This window comes from Acetobacter cerevisiae (assembly GCF_001580535.1).
Lineage (GTDB): Bacteria > Pseudomonadota > Alphaproteobacteria > Acetobacterales > Acetobacteraceae > Acetobacter > Acetobacter cerevisiae.
Window position 1 is genome coordinate 43,663 of the sequence record NZ_LHZA01000145.1, and the last position, 17,890, is coordinate 61,552.

14 protein-coding genes and 2 tRNA genes are annotated in these 17,890 nt (G+C 53.0%); 5 read left to right on the forward strand and 11 right to left on the reverse strand.

Features of this window, described 5'->3' with window-relative positions; genetic code table 11:
- From AD928_RS08215 to gpt, 6 genes are all read right to left on the reverse strand, one after another.
- A complete protein-coding gene (locus AD928_RS08215; protein WP_156470152.1) occupies positions 1-2,100 on the reverse strand; it encodes a glycosyltransferase in 2,100 nt (699 codons plus the stop codon).
- Positions 2,101-2,191: 91 nt separating this feature from the next.
- Complete coding sequence (gene glf / locus AD928_RS08220; protein ID WP_373320559.1) at positions 2,192-3,346, reverse strand: UDP-galactopyranose mutase; 1,155 nt, start codon at positions 3,344-3,346, stop codon at positions 2,192-2,194.
- Between the two features lie 155 nt (positions 3,347-3,501).
- Positions 3,502-3,578, reverse strand: a tRNA-Arg gene (locus tag AD928_RS08225).
- A gap of 39 nt (positions 3,579-3,617) precedes the next feature.
- Positions 3,618-3,923 carry an ETC complex I subunit gene (locus tag AD928_RS08230; RefSeq protein WP_062249735.1) on the reverse strand — a complete coding sequence of 102 codons (306 nt, stop codon included), beginning with the start codon at positions 3,921-3,923 and terminating at the stop codon, positions 3,618-3,620.
- A 21-nt stretch (positions 3,924-3,944) separates the two neighbouring features.
- Positions 3,945-4,021 (reverse strand) — tRNA-Pro (locus AD928_RS08235).
- 57 nt (positions 4,022-4,078) lie between these two features.
- Positions 4,079-4,564 carry a xanthine phosphoribosyltransferase gene (gene gpt / locus AD928_RS08240; protein WP_043550529.1) on the reverse strand — a complete coding sequence of 162 codons (486 nt, stop codon included), beginning with the start codon at positions 4,562-4,564 and terminating at the stop codon, positions 4,079-4,081.
- Positions 4,565-4,744: 180 nt separating this feature from the next.
- Here gpt and upp point away from each other — a divergent pair, with 180 nt between their 5' ends.
- From upp to AD928_RS08255, 3 genes are all read left to right on the forward strand, one after another.
- A complete protein-coding gene (gene upp / locus AD928_RS08245) occupies positions 4,745-5,395 on the forward strand; it encodes a uracil phosphoribosyltransferase (RefSeq protein WP_043550723.1) in 651 nt (216 codons plus the stop codon).
- A gap of 5 nt (positions 5,396-5,400) precedes the next feature.
- Positions 5,401-6,012: a YoaK family protein gene (locus tag AD928_RS08250; RefSeq protein ID WP_062249737.1), complete on the forward strand. Its 612-nt coding sequence runs from the start codon at positions 5,401-5,403 to the stop codon at positions 6,010-6,012.
- An 82-nt stretch (positions 6,013-6,094) separates the two neighbouring features.
- A complete protein-coding gene (locus AD928_RS08255; RefSeq protein ID WP_043550527.1) occupies positions 6,095-6,607 on the forward strand; it encodes a hypothetical protein in 513 nt (170 codons plus the stop codon).
- Between the two features lie 14 nt (positions 6,608-6,621).
- Here the strand turns inward: AD928_RS08255 and AD928_RS08260 are convergent, their stop codons facing one another.
- Positions 6,622-7,761 carry a PQQ-dependent sugar dehydrogenase gene (locus AD928_RS08260; protein ID WP_062249738.1) on the reverse strand — a complete coding sequence of 380 codons (1,140 nt, stop codon included), beginning with the start codon at positions 7,759-7,761 and terminating at the stop codon, positions 6,622-6,624.
- Between the two features lie 246 nt (positions 7,762-8,007).
- Between AD928_RS08260 and AD928_RS08265 the strand changes: the two genes are divergently transcribed.
- Entirely contained in the window at positions 8,008-8,703 is a 696-nt protein-coding gene (locus AD928_RS08265; RefSeq protein WP_062249740.1) for a YfdX family protein, read from the forward strand.
- A gap of 54 nt (positions 8,704-8,757) precedes the next feature.
- Here AD928_RS08265 and AD928_RS08270 read toward each other — a convergent pair whose 3' ends face one another.
- Positions 8,758-11,187 carry a TonB-dependent receptor gene (locus AD928_RS08270; protein ID WP_373320560.1) on the reverse strand — a complete coding sequence of 810 codons (2,430 nt, stop codon included), beginning with the start codon at positions 11,185-11,187 and terminating at the stop codon, positions 8,758-8,760.
- Between the two features lie 331 nt (positions 11,188-11,518).
- Positions 11,519-13,600, reverse strand: coding sequence for a phosphocholine-specific phospholipase C (locus AD928_RS08275; protein ID WP_062249743.1), 2,082 nt, complete (start codon positions 13,598-13,600; stop codon positions 11,519-11,521).
- Between the two features lie 343 nt (positions 13,601-13,943).
- Between AD928_RS08275 and AD928_RS08280 the strand changes: the two genes are divergently transcribed.
- Positions 13,944-14,807, forward strand: a complete 864-nt coding sequence (locus AD928_RS08280) for a S1/P1 nuclease (RefSeq protein ID WP_233420010.1) — start codon at positions 13,944-13,946, stop codon at positions 14,805-14,807.
- A 137-nt stretch (positions 14,808-14,944) separates the two neighbouring features.
- Here the strand turns inward: AD928_RS08280 and AD928_RS08285 are convergent, their stop codons facing one another.
- Together AD928_RS08285 and AD928_RS08290 are read right to left on the reverse strand one after the other, a co-directional pair.
- Positions 14,945-15,928 (reverse strand): NAD(P)H-dependent glycerol-3-phosphate dehydrogenase, encoded by a 984-nt coding sequence (locus AD928_RS08285; RefSeq protein WP_062249747.1) that lies wholly within the window; start codon positions 15,926-15,928, stop codon positions 14,945-14,947.
- Between the two features lie 351 nt (positions 15,929-16,279).
- On the reverse strand, positions 16,280-17,806 hold the full coding sequence (locus AD928_RS08290; protein ID WP_233420011.1) for a Hint domain-containing protein: 1,527 nt from the start codon (positions 17,804-17,806) through the stop codon (positions 16,280-16,282).
- Positions 17,807-17,890 lie beyond the last annotated feature (84 nt).

Genomic DNA, 17,890 nt, shown 5'->3' on the forward strand with positions numbered 1-17,890 from the left:
TCAAGCATTCCCTTTTGCAAGCTGTTCTTCCAGAAGCGCATACACCGCAGCAACTCTCATGCCATATGCGGACTGAGCATGTTGCTGCTCAAAATATTGATGCAGCCAGTGGACTTTATTCTGAATTTCCGTCTCAGACGCATTAAGAAATTCTTTAACCTTAGCGACATACCGCGCCACAAGTTCCGCATCATCAGCACAGTTCTGCACCAGGAAACCAGATTTTTCCTGAATCAATTCCGGAACCCCACCAACATCCACCGTGATAATTGGAATTTGCAGCTGGGCAGCTTCCAGCAAGACGTTGGGTAACCCGTCAAAAAGCGATGTATATAAAAAGGCATCTTTATTTGTAAAAGGAATGCTCCCTAACCCGCTAAAGCCACCTTTATAAACAACATTGGGACAGTCATCGAAATATTCTGGTTCAAATTGATCCAGAACAGGACTTCCATAAACATAAATTTTTGTTTCTATATTTTCTGCCAGCAGTTCAACAGAAATTTTATGGAGAAGATCGGGACGTTTTTGTGCATCCAAACGTGAGGCCCATATTAAGCGCCTCGGCCTATCGCTGTGCTGAAGAGGGTGTAGAACCGGCTGACTATAGGTGTAAAGAGTCTCAGTTCGCCCCTGATATGCCGGGATGCGGTATTCCAACTGTTTGAGATTAAGGCCGTGATCTGAAATGACATAATCTATATAATTTCTATAGTCACTCAGAAAACGATATTCAGCACCATCTTCATAAATCACGCTATCCATAATATAATAAGAGGAACAGAAGTAAAAATAAACCAGCTTTTTACTCTTGAAAAATTCAGCATAGGCCTTCATAACATTTTCACAGAACGGGCAGAACTTCATGAAAATTCTTGCATCAACCGCAAAATTTTCAAGAACCCGAACTACCATCTCTGGTATACGCACAGCATCATGCGTATCCAGAATCTCATACAGATCAAGAACGTCCAGTCCTTCAGGAATCTGATAGCGTTCTTTAGAGTGGCAAAGCTTCTGCCCAAGAATCAATAAACACGATCTGTTTCCGTCTTTAATAGCTGTTTCTATAAAATTCAGAACGTATTTCTCGCCACCACCTTTGGAAAGGAACGGTAGGAAAAAGACGTCTGTATAGTGTTTCCCTTGAACAGCCTTACAGATTTTTTCATACGCTTGTCCGAATGCCTGCGAAATTCCAACATTCGTAAAAAACTGAGCATCCCGAAGGCTATAAGGATGTATTTCCGGCTCAATCAGATTCGCCTGATAAATGAGCTCTCGTAAATAAAATGATTTAGTATAGGATTTTTTAAAATCAATATGAATTTGTGGAAGAACCGTTTCCTGCTCCCTCTGCTCCAGAAGCTTTAAAAACTCATTTCCTTCAAAAAAAGCAGAATTAGGTACCATCCGCTTCTGGTCTCTGCCAAGAGACGCCATGATGCTACCGTTTCTCTGCCGGTAAAAAACAATTGTGTCCGGTACCACAAGTAGGTTAAAACCAGAACCAATTAAACGTAAATTAATATCATAATCTTCATAAGCATAAACGGTTCCGGACGAACAATCCATGTAAGGTATGTTTAAGAGGTCTGCGCGTCTTGCCATAAAACGGGACACATAAGGATGTTCACCCGCCATTCGGTAAAGACCAACCCGGTCAAGAGAATAAAATTTGCAAACATAACTACCGTCCCCGAAAGAATGATAATATTCTGGAAAGGCCACTATTTTCTTATTTTGGGAATCCTGATGGAGTTGATAAAGCTCATAGATAAAATTTCTTGAAACCAAATCATCGGCATCTGCGGTGAGGATGTACTCACCCACAGCAACCTCAATACCATAATTCCGTGCCAGCCCCAGCGAATGTACCTCAATATTTTCAAGCCTAACAGCGTCAAAACCGGTATAATCATAATTCTGTAAAAGGGTCAGCGTTCTCTCATCAGCACAGTCGGCAACAATTACTAATTCAGACTTAATTTCATGTAATTGCGCATGCTGAACAGTATCAAGCAAAGAGCGAAGCGTGGGGTACAATAAATCCTGTTCGCGATGAACGTTCAAAACAAGAGAGACATCTATACCTGACATAAAAATTCCCACGCCACGCTTAAAGCAAAATTAAAAAAAGAGCCTTCCTTAAGAAAAATACTCACATGCAAGGAAGAGAGTATTCATGCAGTCAGGCAGGATCGACAAAGAAAGACGGTAAAAACTTCTCGTCATTTTGTAGCAACGCATCAATCTGGTCACAGGCAGCCAGAGCTTCCGTAATGGTCACATCCATATCCAGATAGCGATAGGTGCCAAGGCGGCCCATGAAAGACACACCACTTTCTGATTTAGCCAGCGCAATATAGCTGTCCAGCATCTTCTTTTCGTTCACCAGACGGATGGGATAGTATGGAACATCCCCCTCACCTGCCAGACGGCTATATTCGCGGAAACAAACCGTCTGAGAGAATTTGTCCTGCTCCCACGGCGCAAAATGCTTGTGTTCCGAAATCCGGGTAAACGGCACGTTTTCATCGCAATAGTTGATAACGGCGGTACCCTGATGATCCCCTTCATCAACAAACCGTTCAAAATCAAGCGTCCGATACCCAAGGCGCCCAAGACGGAACTGGAAATAGCGATCAATCGGCCCTGTGTAGAAGACGTGATCGTACTTCTCTTCCAGACTCTCAAAGGAACAGCCCAGCCGAATATCAATCCCATCCACACCCAGAATATTCTGGACAATGCTCGTATAGCCGTCTTCCGGCATACCCTGATACGGATGATTGAAGTAGTTATCGTCGTAGTTAAAGCGCAGCGGCAGGCGCTTCAGAATGGATGCCGGGAGTTCAGTCGGCTCCAGCCCCCACTGTTTCCGCGTATAGCCGTGGAAAAAGGCCTTATAGAGTTCCGGGCCAATCATGCTCAGCGCCTGCTCTTCAAAAGAGCGGGGAGCCTGAATGGAGCGGTCGGCTTTATTTTCAATAAACGTCCGTGCGTCCTTCGGTCCCATGGTCGTGCCAAAGAACTGATTGATCGTCAGAAGGTTAACGGGCAGCGTGTAGACGCGATCTTTGGAGATTGCCTTCACGCGGTTGATGTAGGGCTGAAATTTCCCAAAGCGCTGGACGTAATCCCACGCTCTTTTGTCTGCTGTATGGAAAATGTGAGGGCCGTATTTATGGACCATCACACCAGTTTCTGCGTCTCGTTCCGTGTGGCAGTTGCCGCCCAGATGTGGGCGTTCATCCACAACCGTTACCTTATGGCCACGCTCTGCCAGATGCCGGGCAATGATCGCCCCGCTAAATCCAGCTCCCACAACGCAGAATGATTTCAAAATTTAGCTCCCGACACAATCAAGCACGCATTCAGCCAGAGCGACCATCGTCGAGCCACACTAAATGCCTTTTTTCTCTTAGCAGGCCTACCCTTGCCCTCTGCTTTGGGCAAGTCACAGCTAAAAAGAACGGCAGTATTTTTTGAAAAAGAGTGTGGCGCGCCCTGCTGGATTCGAACCAGCGACCCACAGCTTAGAAGGCTGTTGCTCTATCCAACTGAGCTAAGGGCGCGTACTCTGCACCCTCCGATAGTCGGAAAAATCCGGAAAATCAATGGGTCCAGTTCTGGATCCGGTCAAACCGGAAGTTATCCGCATAGACTTTAGGCTTACGGATACGCTGAACAGGCGCTTCAACTTCGTAGCCGATCTGCTCACGCTGAGCATAAGCCACAGCGTTCTCACAGGAGGCAAAATACAAACGCAGCTGAGACTGGGTATCCTGACTCCCGGTCCAGCCCATCAGTGGGTCCTGATGCCTTGGAGCCGTTTGTCCGTATTCAAAAACCCACTCACGCGTGCCAGCCAATCCTGACTGCCCCGCCGCTTTAGGCTGCTTATAAATCCGTGCCGGCATGGTGATGCCTCCAGATATATGTGGTCGGGGCGCCCGGACTCGAACCGGGGGCCTCGTGTACCCAAAACACGCGCGCTACCAGGCTGCGCCACGCCCCGAATGCAGCGGAACCTAAGCGGCATTCGGCAGGCTGGCAAGCCCATTCCGGTAAAAAATCAGTCAGCCTTGTCCATTGTCTTGCTGGCAAGCGGCGGAACAAACAGCGGAGCCGTATCCCACGGGAACAAAACCCAGGTATCCTGCGGCACTTCAACAACAAAATGGTTGGTCAGTTTCATTCCGGCAGGCTTGGCATACAGGCAGGCAAAATAAGCCTTGGGCAACCGCTCACGCACAACACGGGCCGTCACGCCAGAATCCACCAGGTCATCGATAACAAGGAAGCCCTCGCCATCGCCTGCTGCATCAGGAGACTTGATGATGGTGGGCTTGCCACGTTCTTCTTCATCATAGGTGACGACGGAAATGGTCTCGACCAGACGGCAGTTCAGCTCCCGTGCAATAATCGCTGCCGGGATCAAGCCGCCGCGTGTGACGGCCACCACGCCTTTAAACGGCATTTTGGGCACAAGAGCCTCTGCCAGAATACGAGCATCTCTATGTAACTGGTCCCACGTGACAGTCGCGTAGTTTACGGCCATCTGGCTCTACTTCCTCTTCAAACAAACATCAGGCCAGACAGACCCAGCCAACAGGCCCCCTTTTGGGCCGTGCAGCGCCCTTCTGCCACTAGTCCGGGCCGCCCTGCAAATTTCCATTAAGAAAAATTTCCTGCTTCAGGGAATATGGCGGAATTTTCTTTCAATCGTTATGCTTCCCCCATGACTTTAGAAACCCCTCCCCCTCTCCCTCCTGTGGTGCTTGATCACCCGCTCATTCAGCACAAGCTGACACACCTGCGCCGCAAGGAAACCTCTACAGCCGGTTTCCGCCGTCTGGTGCGCGAACTCAGCCTGCTGATGTGCTATGAAGCCACGCGCGATCTCCCTCTGGAGCCGGTCGAAATTACAACGCCGCTCGAAACCATGCAGGGCGAACAACTGGCTGGCCCGGATGTCTGCTTCATCTCCATTCTGCGCGCCGGCAATGGCCTGCTGGATGGCATGCTGGACCTCGTGCCGTTCGCGCCTGTGGGGCATATCGGCTTGTATCGTGACCCGGATAGCCTTGAGGCTGTGGAATACTACCTCAAGCTGCCAACACAGATTGCCTCGCGCCGCTGCATTGTGGTCGACCCCATGCTGGCAACCGGCCACAGTGCTGCTGCTGCTCTGACGCGCCTGAAAGAGAAGGGGGCTAAACGTCTGCTGTTTGTCTGCCTGCTCTCCACCCCGGAAGGCATTGCCTGCCTGCAGAAGGCCCACCCAGATGTGCCTATCCTGACCTGCTCGATTGATCGCGGGCTGGATGAACACGGCTATATCCGCCCCGGTCTTGGGGACGCTGGCGACCGTCTGTTCAGCACCCGTTAATCCGCATGGCGTCTGCTCCGGTTTTGGCATCCGCCCGCCGCATTCTGCTTCTTGGTCTGTTGGCGGGCTACATCAATGCGCTCAGCTTTATTGATCTGGGCGGGATGTTTGCGGGTGCCATGACCGGAAACACCATCCATATGGACGCCACTTTTGCAGCGGGAAACTGGCAGCATGGCCTGCAGGTTGCAGAACTCATTCTGGTCTTTTTCCTGACTGCCATTCTTGCAGCCTGCCTTAGGTTTGTTACCCTGCCAGTCTATGGTTTTGTGATAATGGCTGTCCTGCTGATTATCGCACAGAGTGTTTATGGCGCGCCCCATCAGATGCGTTATGAATGCCTTGTCCTGCCTGCCCTCATGGCCGTTCAGGGGCAGACGCTGGCACGCTTTTCCGGCAATGCCATTCAGACCGTTGTCATCACCAGCAATCTGCTGAAATGCGCTGCGGCCCTTGCTGCCTGGCTCATGTCTTGCCTGCCGGGCAGCACTGTTCCTCGCCCCCGTCGCAGTGCCATTTTTTTACCCGGCCTGTCATGGGTGGCCTTTCTGCTGGGGGCCGCAACAGCCTCCATGGCTCTGAGCCTGAAAACCAGCTTCCCTTTCCCGAATAGCTGACATGCCCGCGGGCTCTTGGTGGCAAACGCCGTTCTCAGTAGGACACTCAGGTGACAAAGACTGAGAAGCAAGGCGGCCAAGTATGAGCATATCGTGGGGTGATTTTCAGGCTGTCGTGCAGCTCTCTGCGGGTCTTAACGTCGCCATTCTCAGTTTTGTCGATATCAGCCTGCCCGCCATCAAGGAACGGCGTCGGGTCTTTGTAAAAGCCCGGCAGGAACTGGATATCCATCGCAAAAACCCCCACATGCGCACGGACGCCCAAAAAGAAAGCCACGCGAACGCCATAGATGACGTGGACCGCAGGCTTTTTGACCTCTGGCGGGAAACCTCCGCTTTTGAAAGCATTGAGGACTCCCTGATCAAATCCACCGGCGTCTTTGGATTTTTTGGCGCGGTGCTGAGCATTGGCCTGCTCTGGTATTCCGCCCTGCACTATAATGAGGACATCTCTTTTACCGGCGAATTGCTGACTGTCCTCTCTTTCTTCTCATTGCTGGCCGCGTTTCTCATCAATTTTGTCACGGCCTCCAAGGCGTCGCAATATACCAAACGGTGCAACGCCCTGCGCGACCATATGCGGGTCAAGCTCTAAGCCGCCCCGTATCCTTACGGGCTGCCGCCGTAAGTCAGTTTGTAGATCGTGCCGGACAGATCATCACTGATCAGCACGCTCCCATCCGCCATGGGCTGCACGTCAACCGGACGCCCCCATGCGGTCTGACCATTCCTAAACCCGCTCACCAGCACTTCCGGCGCCTGCGGTTTACCATCAGGCCCAAAATGCACCGTGACAACCTGATACCCGGCAAGCGTGCTGCGATTCCATGAGCCGTGTTCGGCGATAATCAGCGCACCTCGATACGAGGCAGGAAACTCTGTTCCCTCATAAAAGCGCAGCCCCAGAGCGGCGACATGCGCCCCCAAAAGCAACGCAGGCGGCGTGAACTCACTGCAGGCATGCTGCTTTCCAAATTGCGGATCGGGCAAATTGCCCTGATGGCAATACGGATACCCAAACGATTCTCCGGGGCGGCTCACCCGGTTCAGTTCGTCCGAGGGAACATCATCCCCCAGATTATCCCGTCCATTATCGGTAAACCATAATGCGCCCGTCCCCGGCTGCCATGTGAAACCAACCGTATTGCGGATGCCAAAGGCCACGTCCTGCCGATCGGTCCCATCAGGCTTCATGCTGAGCAGACGCCCAAATTTATGCCCGACATCGCAAATATTACACGGCGACCCAATGGGCACATACAGTCTGCCATCTGGCCCGAACGCTATAAATTTCCAGGAGTGATCGCCATCCTCATAGGGCAGTGCATCCGCCACCACCTCCGGTGCAGCTGGCGCATCCAGATGGTGCTCAATATCCCGCAGGGCCACAATGCGCTGGGTATCGGAAATGTAGAGATCACCCCGGTAAAACGCCACGCCAACGGGCTGGTTCAGCCCATGGGCAATTGTGCGGACTTTGGTGGCATGGCCAGCCTGATCGGTTGAAATGGCATAGACCACGCCCGGACCCATTGTGCCGACAAACACCGTGCCCTGCGCCCCAATGGCCATTTCCCGCGCGCCGGGCACCTGAAACGAGAAAATCCCGATATGGAAGCCTGCCGGCACATGCAGTTCGTCAAGTTTTGCTGCGGCCAGACTGTGCCCGGCGATCACCACGGATGCGACGCCACTCACCGCACACGCGAACAGTGCGCGGGCAAGTCTGTTTCTGAAAGGTTTCTGCATAGCTTTCCCCCGGCAGCGAAAATCGTCCCTTTGTCTGCTGTAAACGCCGCATCGAGCAGTTCCAAAACAAATACGCCCCGCTAGGCCCTACTGACGCATTTATGAAGACGCACTAAAAGCGCCGTAACCCGCTGATCTGCGTCCCGCATCTGAGAGTTGTATGACGCAACCACCCGCCCAATATAGGAGGCGGAAAAGGGTCTTCCTCATTATAGCCCTTCGATATTGAAGAAACGGATCGTAACAATGCGTCTTAATGCTAAAGCGTCTCTGGCCGCACTGGCTGTTCTGACAGCTACTCCCATGCTGGCCCACGCAGAGAGCCTCCATACCAAGTGGGAAAACTTCAAGGCTGGCCGCGCCTTCCATCACCTGTCCGCTGACGGCCAGCGCGCCATGGCCGATATTGTGCAGGCGCGTGAAACGCTTGCCGCTGGCAACACCGATGCCGCAATCCCGGCCCTTTACGATGCGCAGAAGCGTCTGACAGCAGCCAGCAAAGCGGAAACGAAATTTGATGCCGCAGAAAGCCAGCTTCAGCCTGCGCCTCAGCGCCCGGTTTCTCCGTCCCATATGCCCGTGACGACCCCGACCACATGGATCCCGGTTGGTGGCGAATTTATTGCAACGGAAACACTGGCTCCGGAAAAGAAAGCAGCTGTTGCAACAGCCAATGGCCAGCTTAAAGCCGGTCAGCCGGATCAAGCTGCGCAGACCATGCAGGTTGTGGGAGAAAATGCGGATTTCATTATCGCGCTGACCCCGCTGGCGCAGACACAGGGTGCCCTGAACCGCGCAACGGTCTTTACTGAAGGCAAGCAGGCTCCGGAAGCCGTCGCTGCCCTCGACCAGATCCTCAACGGTCTGGTGTTTGTCTCAGAAGATTTTGCTGAAACTGCAATGCCGGATAACGGTAAAGCCCCCGCAAAATCCAGCCACTAAACAGTTTGATGCTAAAGGACGGAGGAGCACACAGCCCCTCCGTTTTTCAGAGTTTTAGAGATCGACGCTGGCCGTCCCCATCACCATGAAGGGTGCTGCGATGGAGTAGGACGTGCTGCCACCCTTGATCTTGGACCCATACATTCCCGTCGCTGCCAGAGCATTGGCGGCTGTGCCGCTTACAAACCCCAGATAGTGACGGTCTGTAATATTCCGCAGGTTCAGGCGCAGGGTCGGAGATTTCATAATCCCCCAGTCCTTGAAACGATACCCGGCACTGATGTTCATCGTCAGATAACCAGGAATATGCTGGTCATTCACGAAGGTTGCATACTGCTTGGCAACGTATTTCAGGCTGTATCCGCCAAACAGGTGGCCATCATCGTAATCAAGATTGAAACCAAGCTGATACTTGGGGGTCTGCGGAGCAAATTTGCCTTTGCTGAACACAAAGTCACTTGTGCCGCCTGCCGCAACATTACTATCCGTGCGGGCATTGATGTATTCCGCGGAGAAATACGGACGCAGGTGATACAGAATGGGGCGCGTGCCCACTTCCACATCCACACCATCGGCATGGGAGTTCCCGCCGTTGATGCTCCGGCTATAGGTATCTCCGGTCGGCATGGTCACCGTCTGCTGATACAGGCGGTTGGTAAAGTTGTAATGGAAATACGTTATCGAGCCCATGACAGTCGGGCCCTGATAGCGCCAGCCGAACTCCTCGGAGATGGAAATTTCCGGCCGCATGTCGGCGTTAGCCTGCGTCGTGTAGCCCTTCGTCTTTGTGCTGTAGGCCCCGGAATCATACAGTGATGTATTCATCGGGATACGGAAGTTTGTTGTTGAGGACGCGAAGAGCTGGTTTTCGTTATTAATCTTGAAGCGGATGGACGCCGCCGGCAGCGGTTCCTGCCATGAACCATTGATGTAAGGACCGGTAGACGTGTTGGGGAGGAAGTTATGCCCCTCACGATTGACCACGGCATACTTCAGGCCAGCTTCAAGAGTAAGGCGGTTATTCAGCAGAGACAGACTGTCTGCGATGAACATCGTATGAATACGGGTCTGCGTCAGAGTATCGCGATACTGTGCCGTCTCACCGTTTGAAAGCACCATATTCGGGCCGCTCGCCAGCAGATCATAAGGTTTGCCGGTCGCGTTATCTATCAGGCTGTAAGGCCCTGTCTGGATCTGCTTTGAGTATTCAAACCAGTAACCAACCGACAGACGGTTGATCCCTGTATGCAGGGACAGCTTTGTCACGGCACCGGGGCGATAGGTCTGCGTGTTGGACGGGTTATACAGAAGGATAGATTTTGTATTGGACGGATTATACGGCCCGATGGAGCCCGTCACGGTCTGCTCACCATACTGCTGGTTGGTGAGGTCTTCGTTATACGCGCCACCGGCATTTCCGTTCCCGTACCAGAAATAGGGGGTTTCCGTCAGGGTCAGGTTCTTTGTCAGCGTAAAGGTTGACGGCGCACTGGCATAAATATTGGTAAACGGGTTGCGATGTAACTGGTAGTAGTTCCCGCTTGGCTTTTTCGGGTCCCAGTTGCTTTCGTAACTGTTGTGAATGCCCTTTTGCTGCCAGGTTGACATACGGGTTGTCGGGAATGTCACGCCTTTTGACTGGTTCCCCACCAGAGAGAAAGACACAACGTTGCCTTTACCCCAGGCGCTCACCCATTTGGTTTCACCATGCAGCTTGCCCTGCCCACCCGGGCCGCGCCAGGATTGCTCAGCCGCATCGGAGAAGGATACAAAGCCCTTTACGTTGGTATTCCCAACATAACCGGTGTCCAGACGCCCAAAAATACGGCGTGCATTATAATTGCCGTAAGAGCCGACAATCTTGCCGCCCAGACGGTCCTTGGGATTCATCAGATACATGCTGACGGCACCGCCGGTCGCACTGATATGCGGGCTATCCAGATCCGCTGAGCCCTGTTCCACATTAATGGTGCGCAGGTTTTCAGGGTCCACAATTTCCTGCGGATAAACAGCGTAGCTGCCGATATCGTTGATCGGGAAGCCTTCAAGCGTAAAGCCAATCTGGCTTTCGCTCAGACCATGCATGGTCATGTGGCCGCCGGAAAGACCCATCGGATCGGTAGACGTGGTGTTAATGCCCGGCAGCATTTCAATCAGCTGCATCGGGTTAAGGCCACTGGCCTGTTTTTCAATATATTCCGCTGTGATGGTGGAGCGCGACTTGGGCGCGTCTTCCTTAATCATCAGACCGCCGCCCACCTGCCGGTGACGCCCACCCTTCACTTCAACCCTTTCAGGCCCCTGATCAGTCGGTGCGGTTGAACCCATCATTGAAGGCTCATTGGAGGAAACTTTTGACGATGAAGCAGCGCGCACATGCCCGTTGTTCTTTTCCGTCGTGTCAGGTTCTGCTGCGGCGAAAGCCACTGAGAACGGGAGCGTTGTAAAGCCAATCAGCGCGGAAGTGGCCAAAAGTTTCTGCATAGTGGTCAACAGTTCCATTCAAAATATCGTTAAGCGCCGCCCTCCTTTAACATCTGTAAAATAGGTTTTATTTTAAATTTTTATGACACGCATACAAAAATGAAAGCATGATGCTTTTTTGCAACAATTCGAAATCACAACGATAAATTTTTTCGAGAATTTCTCCAAAAAATAGAGATTATATAGTCTATTTTCTCATATTTTATTTTACCACACTCACGGACAGACCTTAATTTTCGTCATAAAAAATGGTCATTCTTTAATTTTTATACATTCCTGTTTCTGCTGAAACGGTGCAGACATCCTCCCGGCGTACCGGGAGGATGAAGACTCATGCGTGGAGAACAGGCTTCCCCAACGCCGGGTCTGTAATGCTGGGCCGCCCTGTTTCAACATGCCCTGCAAAGCGGCTTGTCACACCCGGCTCTGCGTCAACAGACACCGTCAGATCATACCAATGGTCACTCTTTGCCAGCATGACCTGCTCCTGCCTGACACCTCGCGCTGGCAGAACGACCGTCCGCTTTGCAAGCCCATAAGCATTGTCATGCATCTGGACAGTTTGCGGTCGGTTGGTGCGGTTTGTGAGTTTCACGACTATGGCCCCTGCCTCTGCCTGATCAACGACAGAAATCCCCACGACCGAACGCCCCTTGCGATGAAAATATCGCGCAAAGCCGTTGGGACCAATCACCATCAGCCGCAGCATCTCGCCCGCAGGCACAGGCCACTGGTCCTGCAAAGACGCACCAGCCCCTACAGTATAGCGCCGCGGCTTTTCCTCTGACAGCTCCTGATACACATAGAAACAGGCACCCGTTGTGCCTTCATTCAGGAACTGAAGCGTGCAGAAGCCAGCAGGCCCGTCCACTTCGTTCACAGTCAGAACGTAAGGGAGAGGCCGCGCGGGGCGATGGCCTTTTTCCTGTTCGCCAATGTCAGACACGCTGCTTTGAGCCGGAACAGCCGGATTGGGCAATTTACAGGAGAGGTCAGTTTTGCTCCTGTAATCAGCCGTATCCGGCAAATTACCCTTCAACCCCTGCTTGCGCGAGAAATCGAACGCACTGGTCAGATCCCCACACACAGAACGCCGCCAGGGGGTAATATTGGTTTCACGCACCCCAAAGCGCGCCTCAATAAACCGCAAGACAGAGGTGTGGTCGAACACTTCCGAACACACAAACCCACCTGTGCTCCAGGGTGACAAAGCCAGCATGGGAACACGCGGGCCTAATCCATAAGGCAGCAGATCAGCTTTATACCGCTTCGGCTCATAGGGCGTGAGACGGTCATGAATCTCGCCACGCGTGTCCACCGTGCTCTTGCCGGGCAGAACGGGTGTTGGCGGCTGCGGCGGCGGCATATGGTCAAAATAGCCGTCATTTTCGTCATACATGACCAGCAGAACGGTTTTTGCCCAGACCTCCGGGTTTGCCGTCAGAGCATTCAGCACCCGGGCGATATAGGTTGCCCCATAACCGGGGGTCCAGCGCGGATGCTCGGAATATGCAGCAGGCGGCAGCAACCAGGACACCTGAGGCAGACGATCCGCCAGAACATCCTGCTTCAGCGTATCCAGCGTGCGCTTGGTCATCGCCCGCTGGAACAGCGGAGAGCCTTCCGGAGCCTCGACATAATTGCGGAAGTTCAGCAGCACGTTGGTGCCAAAATTTCCGTTTTCCACATCGGACGGAGAAAGGCCCTGCTGGTAAACCTGCCAGCTCACCCCGGCTGCTTCCAGCCGCTCCGGATAGGTTGTCCAGTTAAACGGCCCCGGCACTTCCGGATAAAAAGCGCGGTCGACCCAGTCTACATTATCCAGAACCGGGCCGCCGCCCACGCCTTCCCCATCTACGGTTCCGGTCATCAGATAAAAGCGGTTCGGATGGGTCTGCGTTGGGGTGGAGCAGAAATAATGGTCACAGACCGTAAACGCATCCGCCAGCGCGTAATGGTAGGGAATATCCTCGCGCGTGTAGTACCCCATCGTCATGTCGGTCTTATGCCGGGGCCACTGGTCGTTCCATCCGGCATTGATAGCCGCATGTGTGGGCGCCCAGTTGTGATCGAGATCCAGAACACATTGGGCACTTGTAACATGCGTGCGGAGCTGGAACGGCAGAACCCTCCCCTCCTCAGGCTTTGCGCGCCCCTGTGACCAGACAGGTGTACCGTCCGGCGAGCGGACCGGATGACGATCCCCGACCCCGCGCACACCATTCAGATGACCAAAATAGTGATCAAAGGACCGGTTTTCCTGCATTAGCACCACAACGTGCTCGACATCTTCCAGCGTCCCACTCCGGCGCTCCGCCGGAATAGCCAATGCACGGTTGATGGAGGACAGAAGACCCGCTGTAACAAGTCCACCCCCGCCCCTCAGAAGTCCTCTGCGTCCGATCACCGACATCCATACCCTCTCAATTTCAAATGCGCGCACCAGTCTTTTAAGACCGCCCCACTCGCCTCTTTAAAGGTCGTTTTAAACAGCAGAGGGCGAGCGACAGTTGCCCTAAACAGAAACACCACCCTCAACAACCGCAACACCACATTTCATCATAATGTCATATACTGGCACAGCCTGAGGGCGAGATTGCTTGCAACAAAAGCACGTAGTGGCAGCACAGTAAAAAAATATTACAATCCCGAATAGATATATTTTTCTGAAAAAACTATAATCTCAAAAACAATGAGACTTTTTGAGAGTATTCTTCATGAGATCACGTTTTAATATTTTCGCAGCCGCTGGCTGCATGATACTCGGTTTAGCCACTACAAGTTCACAAGCTCTGGCATGGGGGCGTGAAGGGCATCAGGTTGTGGCTGCACTGGCGTGGGATTATCTGACGCCAGACGTGCGCCAGAAGGTCGACCTCCTTTTAAAGCAGGACAAAGACACCCTGACACAGCCTGATTTTCTCTCTCGCTCTACCTGGGCAGATACCTGGCGGAGTGCCGGGCACAAGGAAACCGGTGAGTGGCACTTTGTTGATATTGAACTGGACCACCCCGACCTTCCTCAGGCCTGTTACAACTTCCCAGCGCAGAACGGACCTGCGAGTGCAGGACCGGCAAAAGACTGTGCTGTTAACAAAATTCCGCAATTTGCAAAGGAACTGAGTGCACCGGACACCTCTCCGGCTGAACGCGTTCTGGCTCTGAAATATCTGGTACATTTTGTCGGGGATCTGCATCAGCCGCTCCATGCTGCGGACAACCATGACAAAGGCGGCAACTGTGTGCGGCTCGCACTGGGCGGCCCCCGCACAACCAACCTGCATTCCTATTGGGATACTGCGGTCGTCTCTGAACTCGACCCCAATCCCAAAAGTCTGTCCGACACGCTGTTCATGCATATTACGTACGATGACAAGCAGGCATGGCAACAAGGCACCCCCTCAGACTGGGCACAGGAAAGCTTTGGTCTGGCCCGGGACTACGCCTACCACCTGACGACCGTAAAAGCGGGTTGCGATACGGACAGCGCTCCGGTTGAACTCCCTGCCGGTTATGATGCCGCAGCCCAGACCGTTGTCACACAGCAGTTGATGAAGGCAGGCGTCCGTCTGGCTTATCTGCTCAACACAGCGCTGGCTGACGTTCAGATCTCAAAATAAACAGAACGCTGACGCTTTGACCGCAGGGCGTCAGCCTCACACCAGCATACCCGCATGAGGGTCTATGCTGGTGTGACCACCTTTCTGATAGCTCCATTGAAAATATTAATGGAGCCAGTCATTTTTAAAAATTCATACTAACGAGAAAAAGCTTCAGACCCTTTAATTTCCGGCCCCAAAGGCCGCGCCAGAAGTTGCTCAATGACATCTTTTAAAAGCGCACGCCCTGTCACGATTGCGGCCACAGCATCCATGACAGGCACACTCACCTGAGAGCGCCGCGCCAGTTCAGTCAGCGCCTGTGATGTCGCCACACCTTCTGCCACGCCCCCCGCAGCGGCTTCCGCTTCCGTGGAGGACAAACCTTCCCCCAACGCCCGACCTACGCGGAAATTGCGCGAGGACGTGCCAGTGCATGTTAAAAGAAGGTCGCCCATCCCGGACAGGCCAGAGACAGTGGCCGCCTCGCCCCCAAGCGCCAACGCAAGGCGACTGATTTCCGCCAGTCCCCGTGTTACCAGAGCGGCCCGCGCGTTTTCTCCCAGCCCTGCACCAATCGTCACACCCGCGGCAATGGCGATGACGTTCTTGGCCGCGCCACCAAGCTGCACCCCAATAGTATCCGTGCTGTCATAAAGCCGAAAAGCTGGCGTTCCGAGCATATCGGCCAGCGAGCGCGCTAACCCGTCCTCTTTGGCCGCAAGAACGGCAGCGACTGGCAACCCGGCAGCCACTTCATGCGCAAAGTTAGGTCCTGAAAGAACGGCCCCCCTATGTCCCGGTTGGATGGTAGCCAGAATATCCAGCGGAAAGTGCAGACTGTCGGGTTTAACCCCTTTGCAACACAGAACGAGAGGAGACGCCGTTTCCATCTGCGCCAACACGGAGGCCAGATGCTTCATAGGCACGGCCACCAGTGTCATGTCTGCCTGCGGCAAAAATTCGTCTGTCACTTTTATGGTTGCCGGCAGCGGAAATGCGCTCAGGCGAGGCATGGCACCATTCGCAAGCTGCGCACCCGGATTACGCGCCCAGAGATGAACATCCGCCCCCGTTCGGGCCGCATGCAGCGCCAGCGCCGCACCCCAGGCCCCAGCGCCAATTACTGCGATACGTTTCATTCCCAGCCTTCCATAAATAGAGGCTCTTACATACCCTTCCCCACCAGAAAGCGTAGACGCCAATAAAAAAATACAGAACAAATCCAGTTTATCGATACGAAAATTTCGAGTGCCGCAAGGCTCTATATATTCAAGCAGATGGCTCGCCGTATCGCGTCAGGACTAATCTTATGATGAATTCTGACTCTGGAAATTTCCTCTACACCATCTCAGTAGTAACGGTGATTACGGACAAAAATCCCCCATTCGGAGTTCAGCACAAACGCTGCCAATCCAAAGCATCCAAATGAAAACAGGCCCTGTTCCTTGCGGAACAGGGCCTGCATCATAGTCTTCAAAGTGAAGGAGAGATTAGGCGCTCAGCACCTGAGCATCTTCCTTCTGGACTTCTTCAACATACGGACCTGCGGACAGGATATTCAGGCTAAGCAGCCCCATGTTCCCTTCCGTAAGGCCTGCCAGAGGCAGAACTGCATTGCCGGTGGTCCAGGCAACATCAGCGCGGCTCATGTCAGCATGCCAGCCTTTCGGCTTGGTTTCTGCCAGATGCGCCACAATGTTTTCCTGACGTGCAGCCGTTACAAACGTAACGTCGCCTACAGCAACACCCATCTGACGACAGTCATCAACAAACGGGCCAATCACATCAGCCGGACGGCTGGCGCGAGAGACAATGCGAACAGATGCGACATTGGCAGGCAGCATAAAGTTGTAACGCTGGCCATCACGACGGACCGGGCGGATAACAGCTCCCGTTTCCGTAACCAGATGCAGATTTGCATCATCCGTCAGCGCTACGGTCTCAGCATGACGCAGACCTTCCGTAATGCAGCTTTTGCGGGCTTCCAGCTTGCGGAACAGCGGTTCCACAAATGCGCGGTCAACACACAGTTCTGCACCGGCATCAGCTTCCCATGTCTTGGCACGGCCACCAATGCTCGCAACCTTACCTTCCTGACGGAAGGAACGACGGTTCCCTGTATCCAGATAGCTTTCCGTCAGCATACCGTTAGCCGCAACTACAGAGTGCTCTGCAGTTTCGATATGATAGTAATCATAAGCGGTGATGGATTTGTCGTAGAAGATCGAAGATCCATTGACCAGCATACGCACAGGAACAAACTTGCCATCAAAGAACAGGCAATGTTCTGATGTAACCAGCAGATCCTGGTAAGGCACACCGTCAGCAACAGCATCCTTCAGAATGCGGACGGGGTAACCAGCCTCATCATCCTGCAGATTGGCGTGAACGGTCGCGCGTGCAGTGCCAGCCCAGACAACCGGACGAACGTTTTCCGCACCCGTTTTCCAGTCAAACGTGACAACTTCATCACCGATCTGGATATTTTCAACAGCCACTTCGCCATCGACCGTGCGGATCATGCTGCCCGCAAGGAAGCAAACAACATCGACAGCATTAAGGTAAGTTTTGCCGTCTTTCGTTGTAACCGTGAACTTCGTTCCTTCATTTGCAGCAGGCAGCTGGAAAGAAGACGTTCCGTTAATAGGCGTCCCATTGCTGGTTAGCGTATAAACACCATCAGAATAGGTATAATTATCAGCGGTCATACCATCAATAATGATGGTATCGTTGTCTGTAATGTTGGTAATATAGCCGATGATGCTGGGGGTAGTACCAGCAGCAATTTCAATGGTCCCACCGCCACCAGCAGGTGTATTGGCAGATCCGGAGAACTCAATCAGATCAGACGTCGTGGTAGCGTAACCACCCAGCACCACAGTGCCGCCATCCCCGACAATGACTTTAGAGCCGTTATTAATAATGTCAGAGTTACGGAGCGTCAGGGACCCTTTAACCGTCACGGTTGAAGGAGAGGTGGCCGTACCAATACGCCAGCCATCGCCATCTACGGACACGCCTTCATCGATAATGACGCTCGCCCCGGTTGTTGAACCACCGCTTGCAGTGGCGCCATCAACGCGGAAATCTCACAGAAGGGT

Excerpts from the sequence above, each read along its gene's own strand:
- AD928_RS08215 (WP_156470152.1), bottom strand. The coding sequence starts at position 2,100 with ATGTCAGGTATAGATGTCTCTCTTGTTTTGAACGTTCATCGCGAACAG.
- AD928_RS08230 (WP_062249735.1), bottom strand. The coding sequence starts at position 3,923 with ATGCCGGCACGGATTTATAAGCAGCCTAAAGCGGCGGGGCAGTCAGGA.
- gpt (WP_043550529.1), bottom strand. The coding sequence starts at position 4,564 with ATGGCCGTAAACTACGCGACTGTCACGTGGGACCAGTTACATAGAGAT.
- upp (WP_043550723.1), top strand. The coding sequence starts at position 4,745 with ATGACTTTAGAAACCCCTCCCCCTCTCCCTCCTGTGGTGCTTGATCAC.
- AD928_RS08250 (WP_062249737.1), top strand. The coding sequence starts at position 5,401 with ATGGCGTCTGCTCCGGTTTTGGCATCCGCCCGCCGCATTCTGCTTCTT.
- AD928_RS08255 (WP_043550527.1), top strand. The coding sequence starts at position 6,095 with ATGAGCATATCGTGGGGTGATTTTCAGGCTGTCGTGCAGCTCTCTGCG.
- AD928_RS08260 (WP_062249738.1), bottom strand. The coding sequence starts at position 7,761 with ATGCAGAAACCTTTCAGAAACAGACTTGCCCGCGCACTGTTCGCGTGT.
- AD928_RS08265 (WP_062249740.1), top strand. The coding sequence starts at position 8,008 with ATGCGTCTTAATGCTAAAGCGTCTCTGGCCGCACTGGCTGTTCTGACA.
- AD928_RS08270 (WP_373320560.1), bottom strand. The coding sequence starts at position 11,187 with ATGCAGAAACTTTTGGCCACTTCCGCGCTGATTGGCTTTACAACGCTC.
- AD928_RS08275 (WP_062249743.1), bottom strand. The coding sequence starts at position 13,600 with ATGTCGGTGATCGGACGCAGAGGACTTCTGAGGGGCGGGGGTGGACTT.
- AD928_RS08280 (WP_233420010.1), top strand. The coding sequence starts at position 13,944 with ATGATACTCGGTTTAGCCACTACAAGTTCACAAGCTCTGGCATGGGGG.
- AD928_RS08285 (WP_062249747.1), bottom strand. The coding sequence starts at position 15,928 with ATGAAACGTATCGCAGTAATTGGCGCTGGGGCCTGGGGTGCGGCGCTG.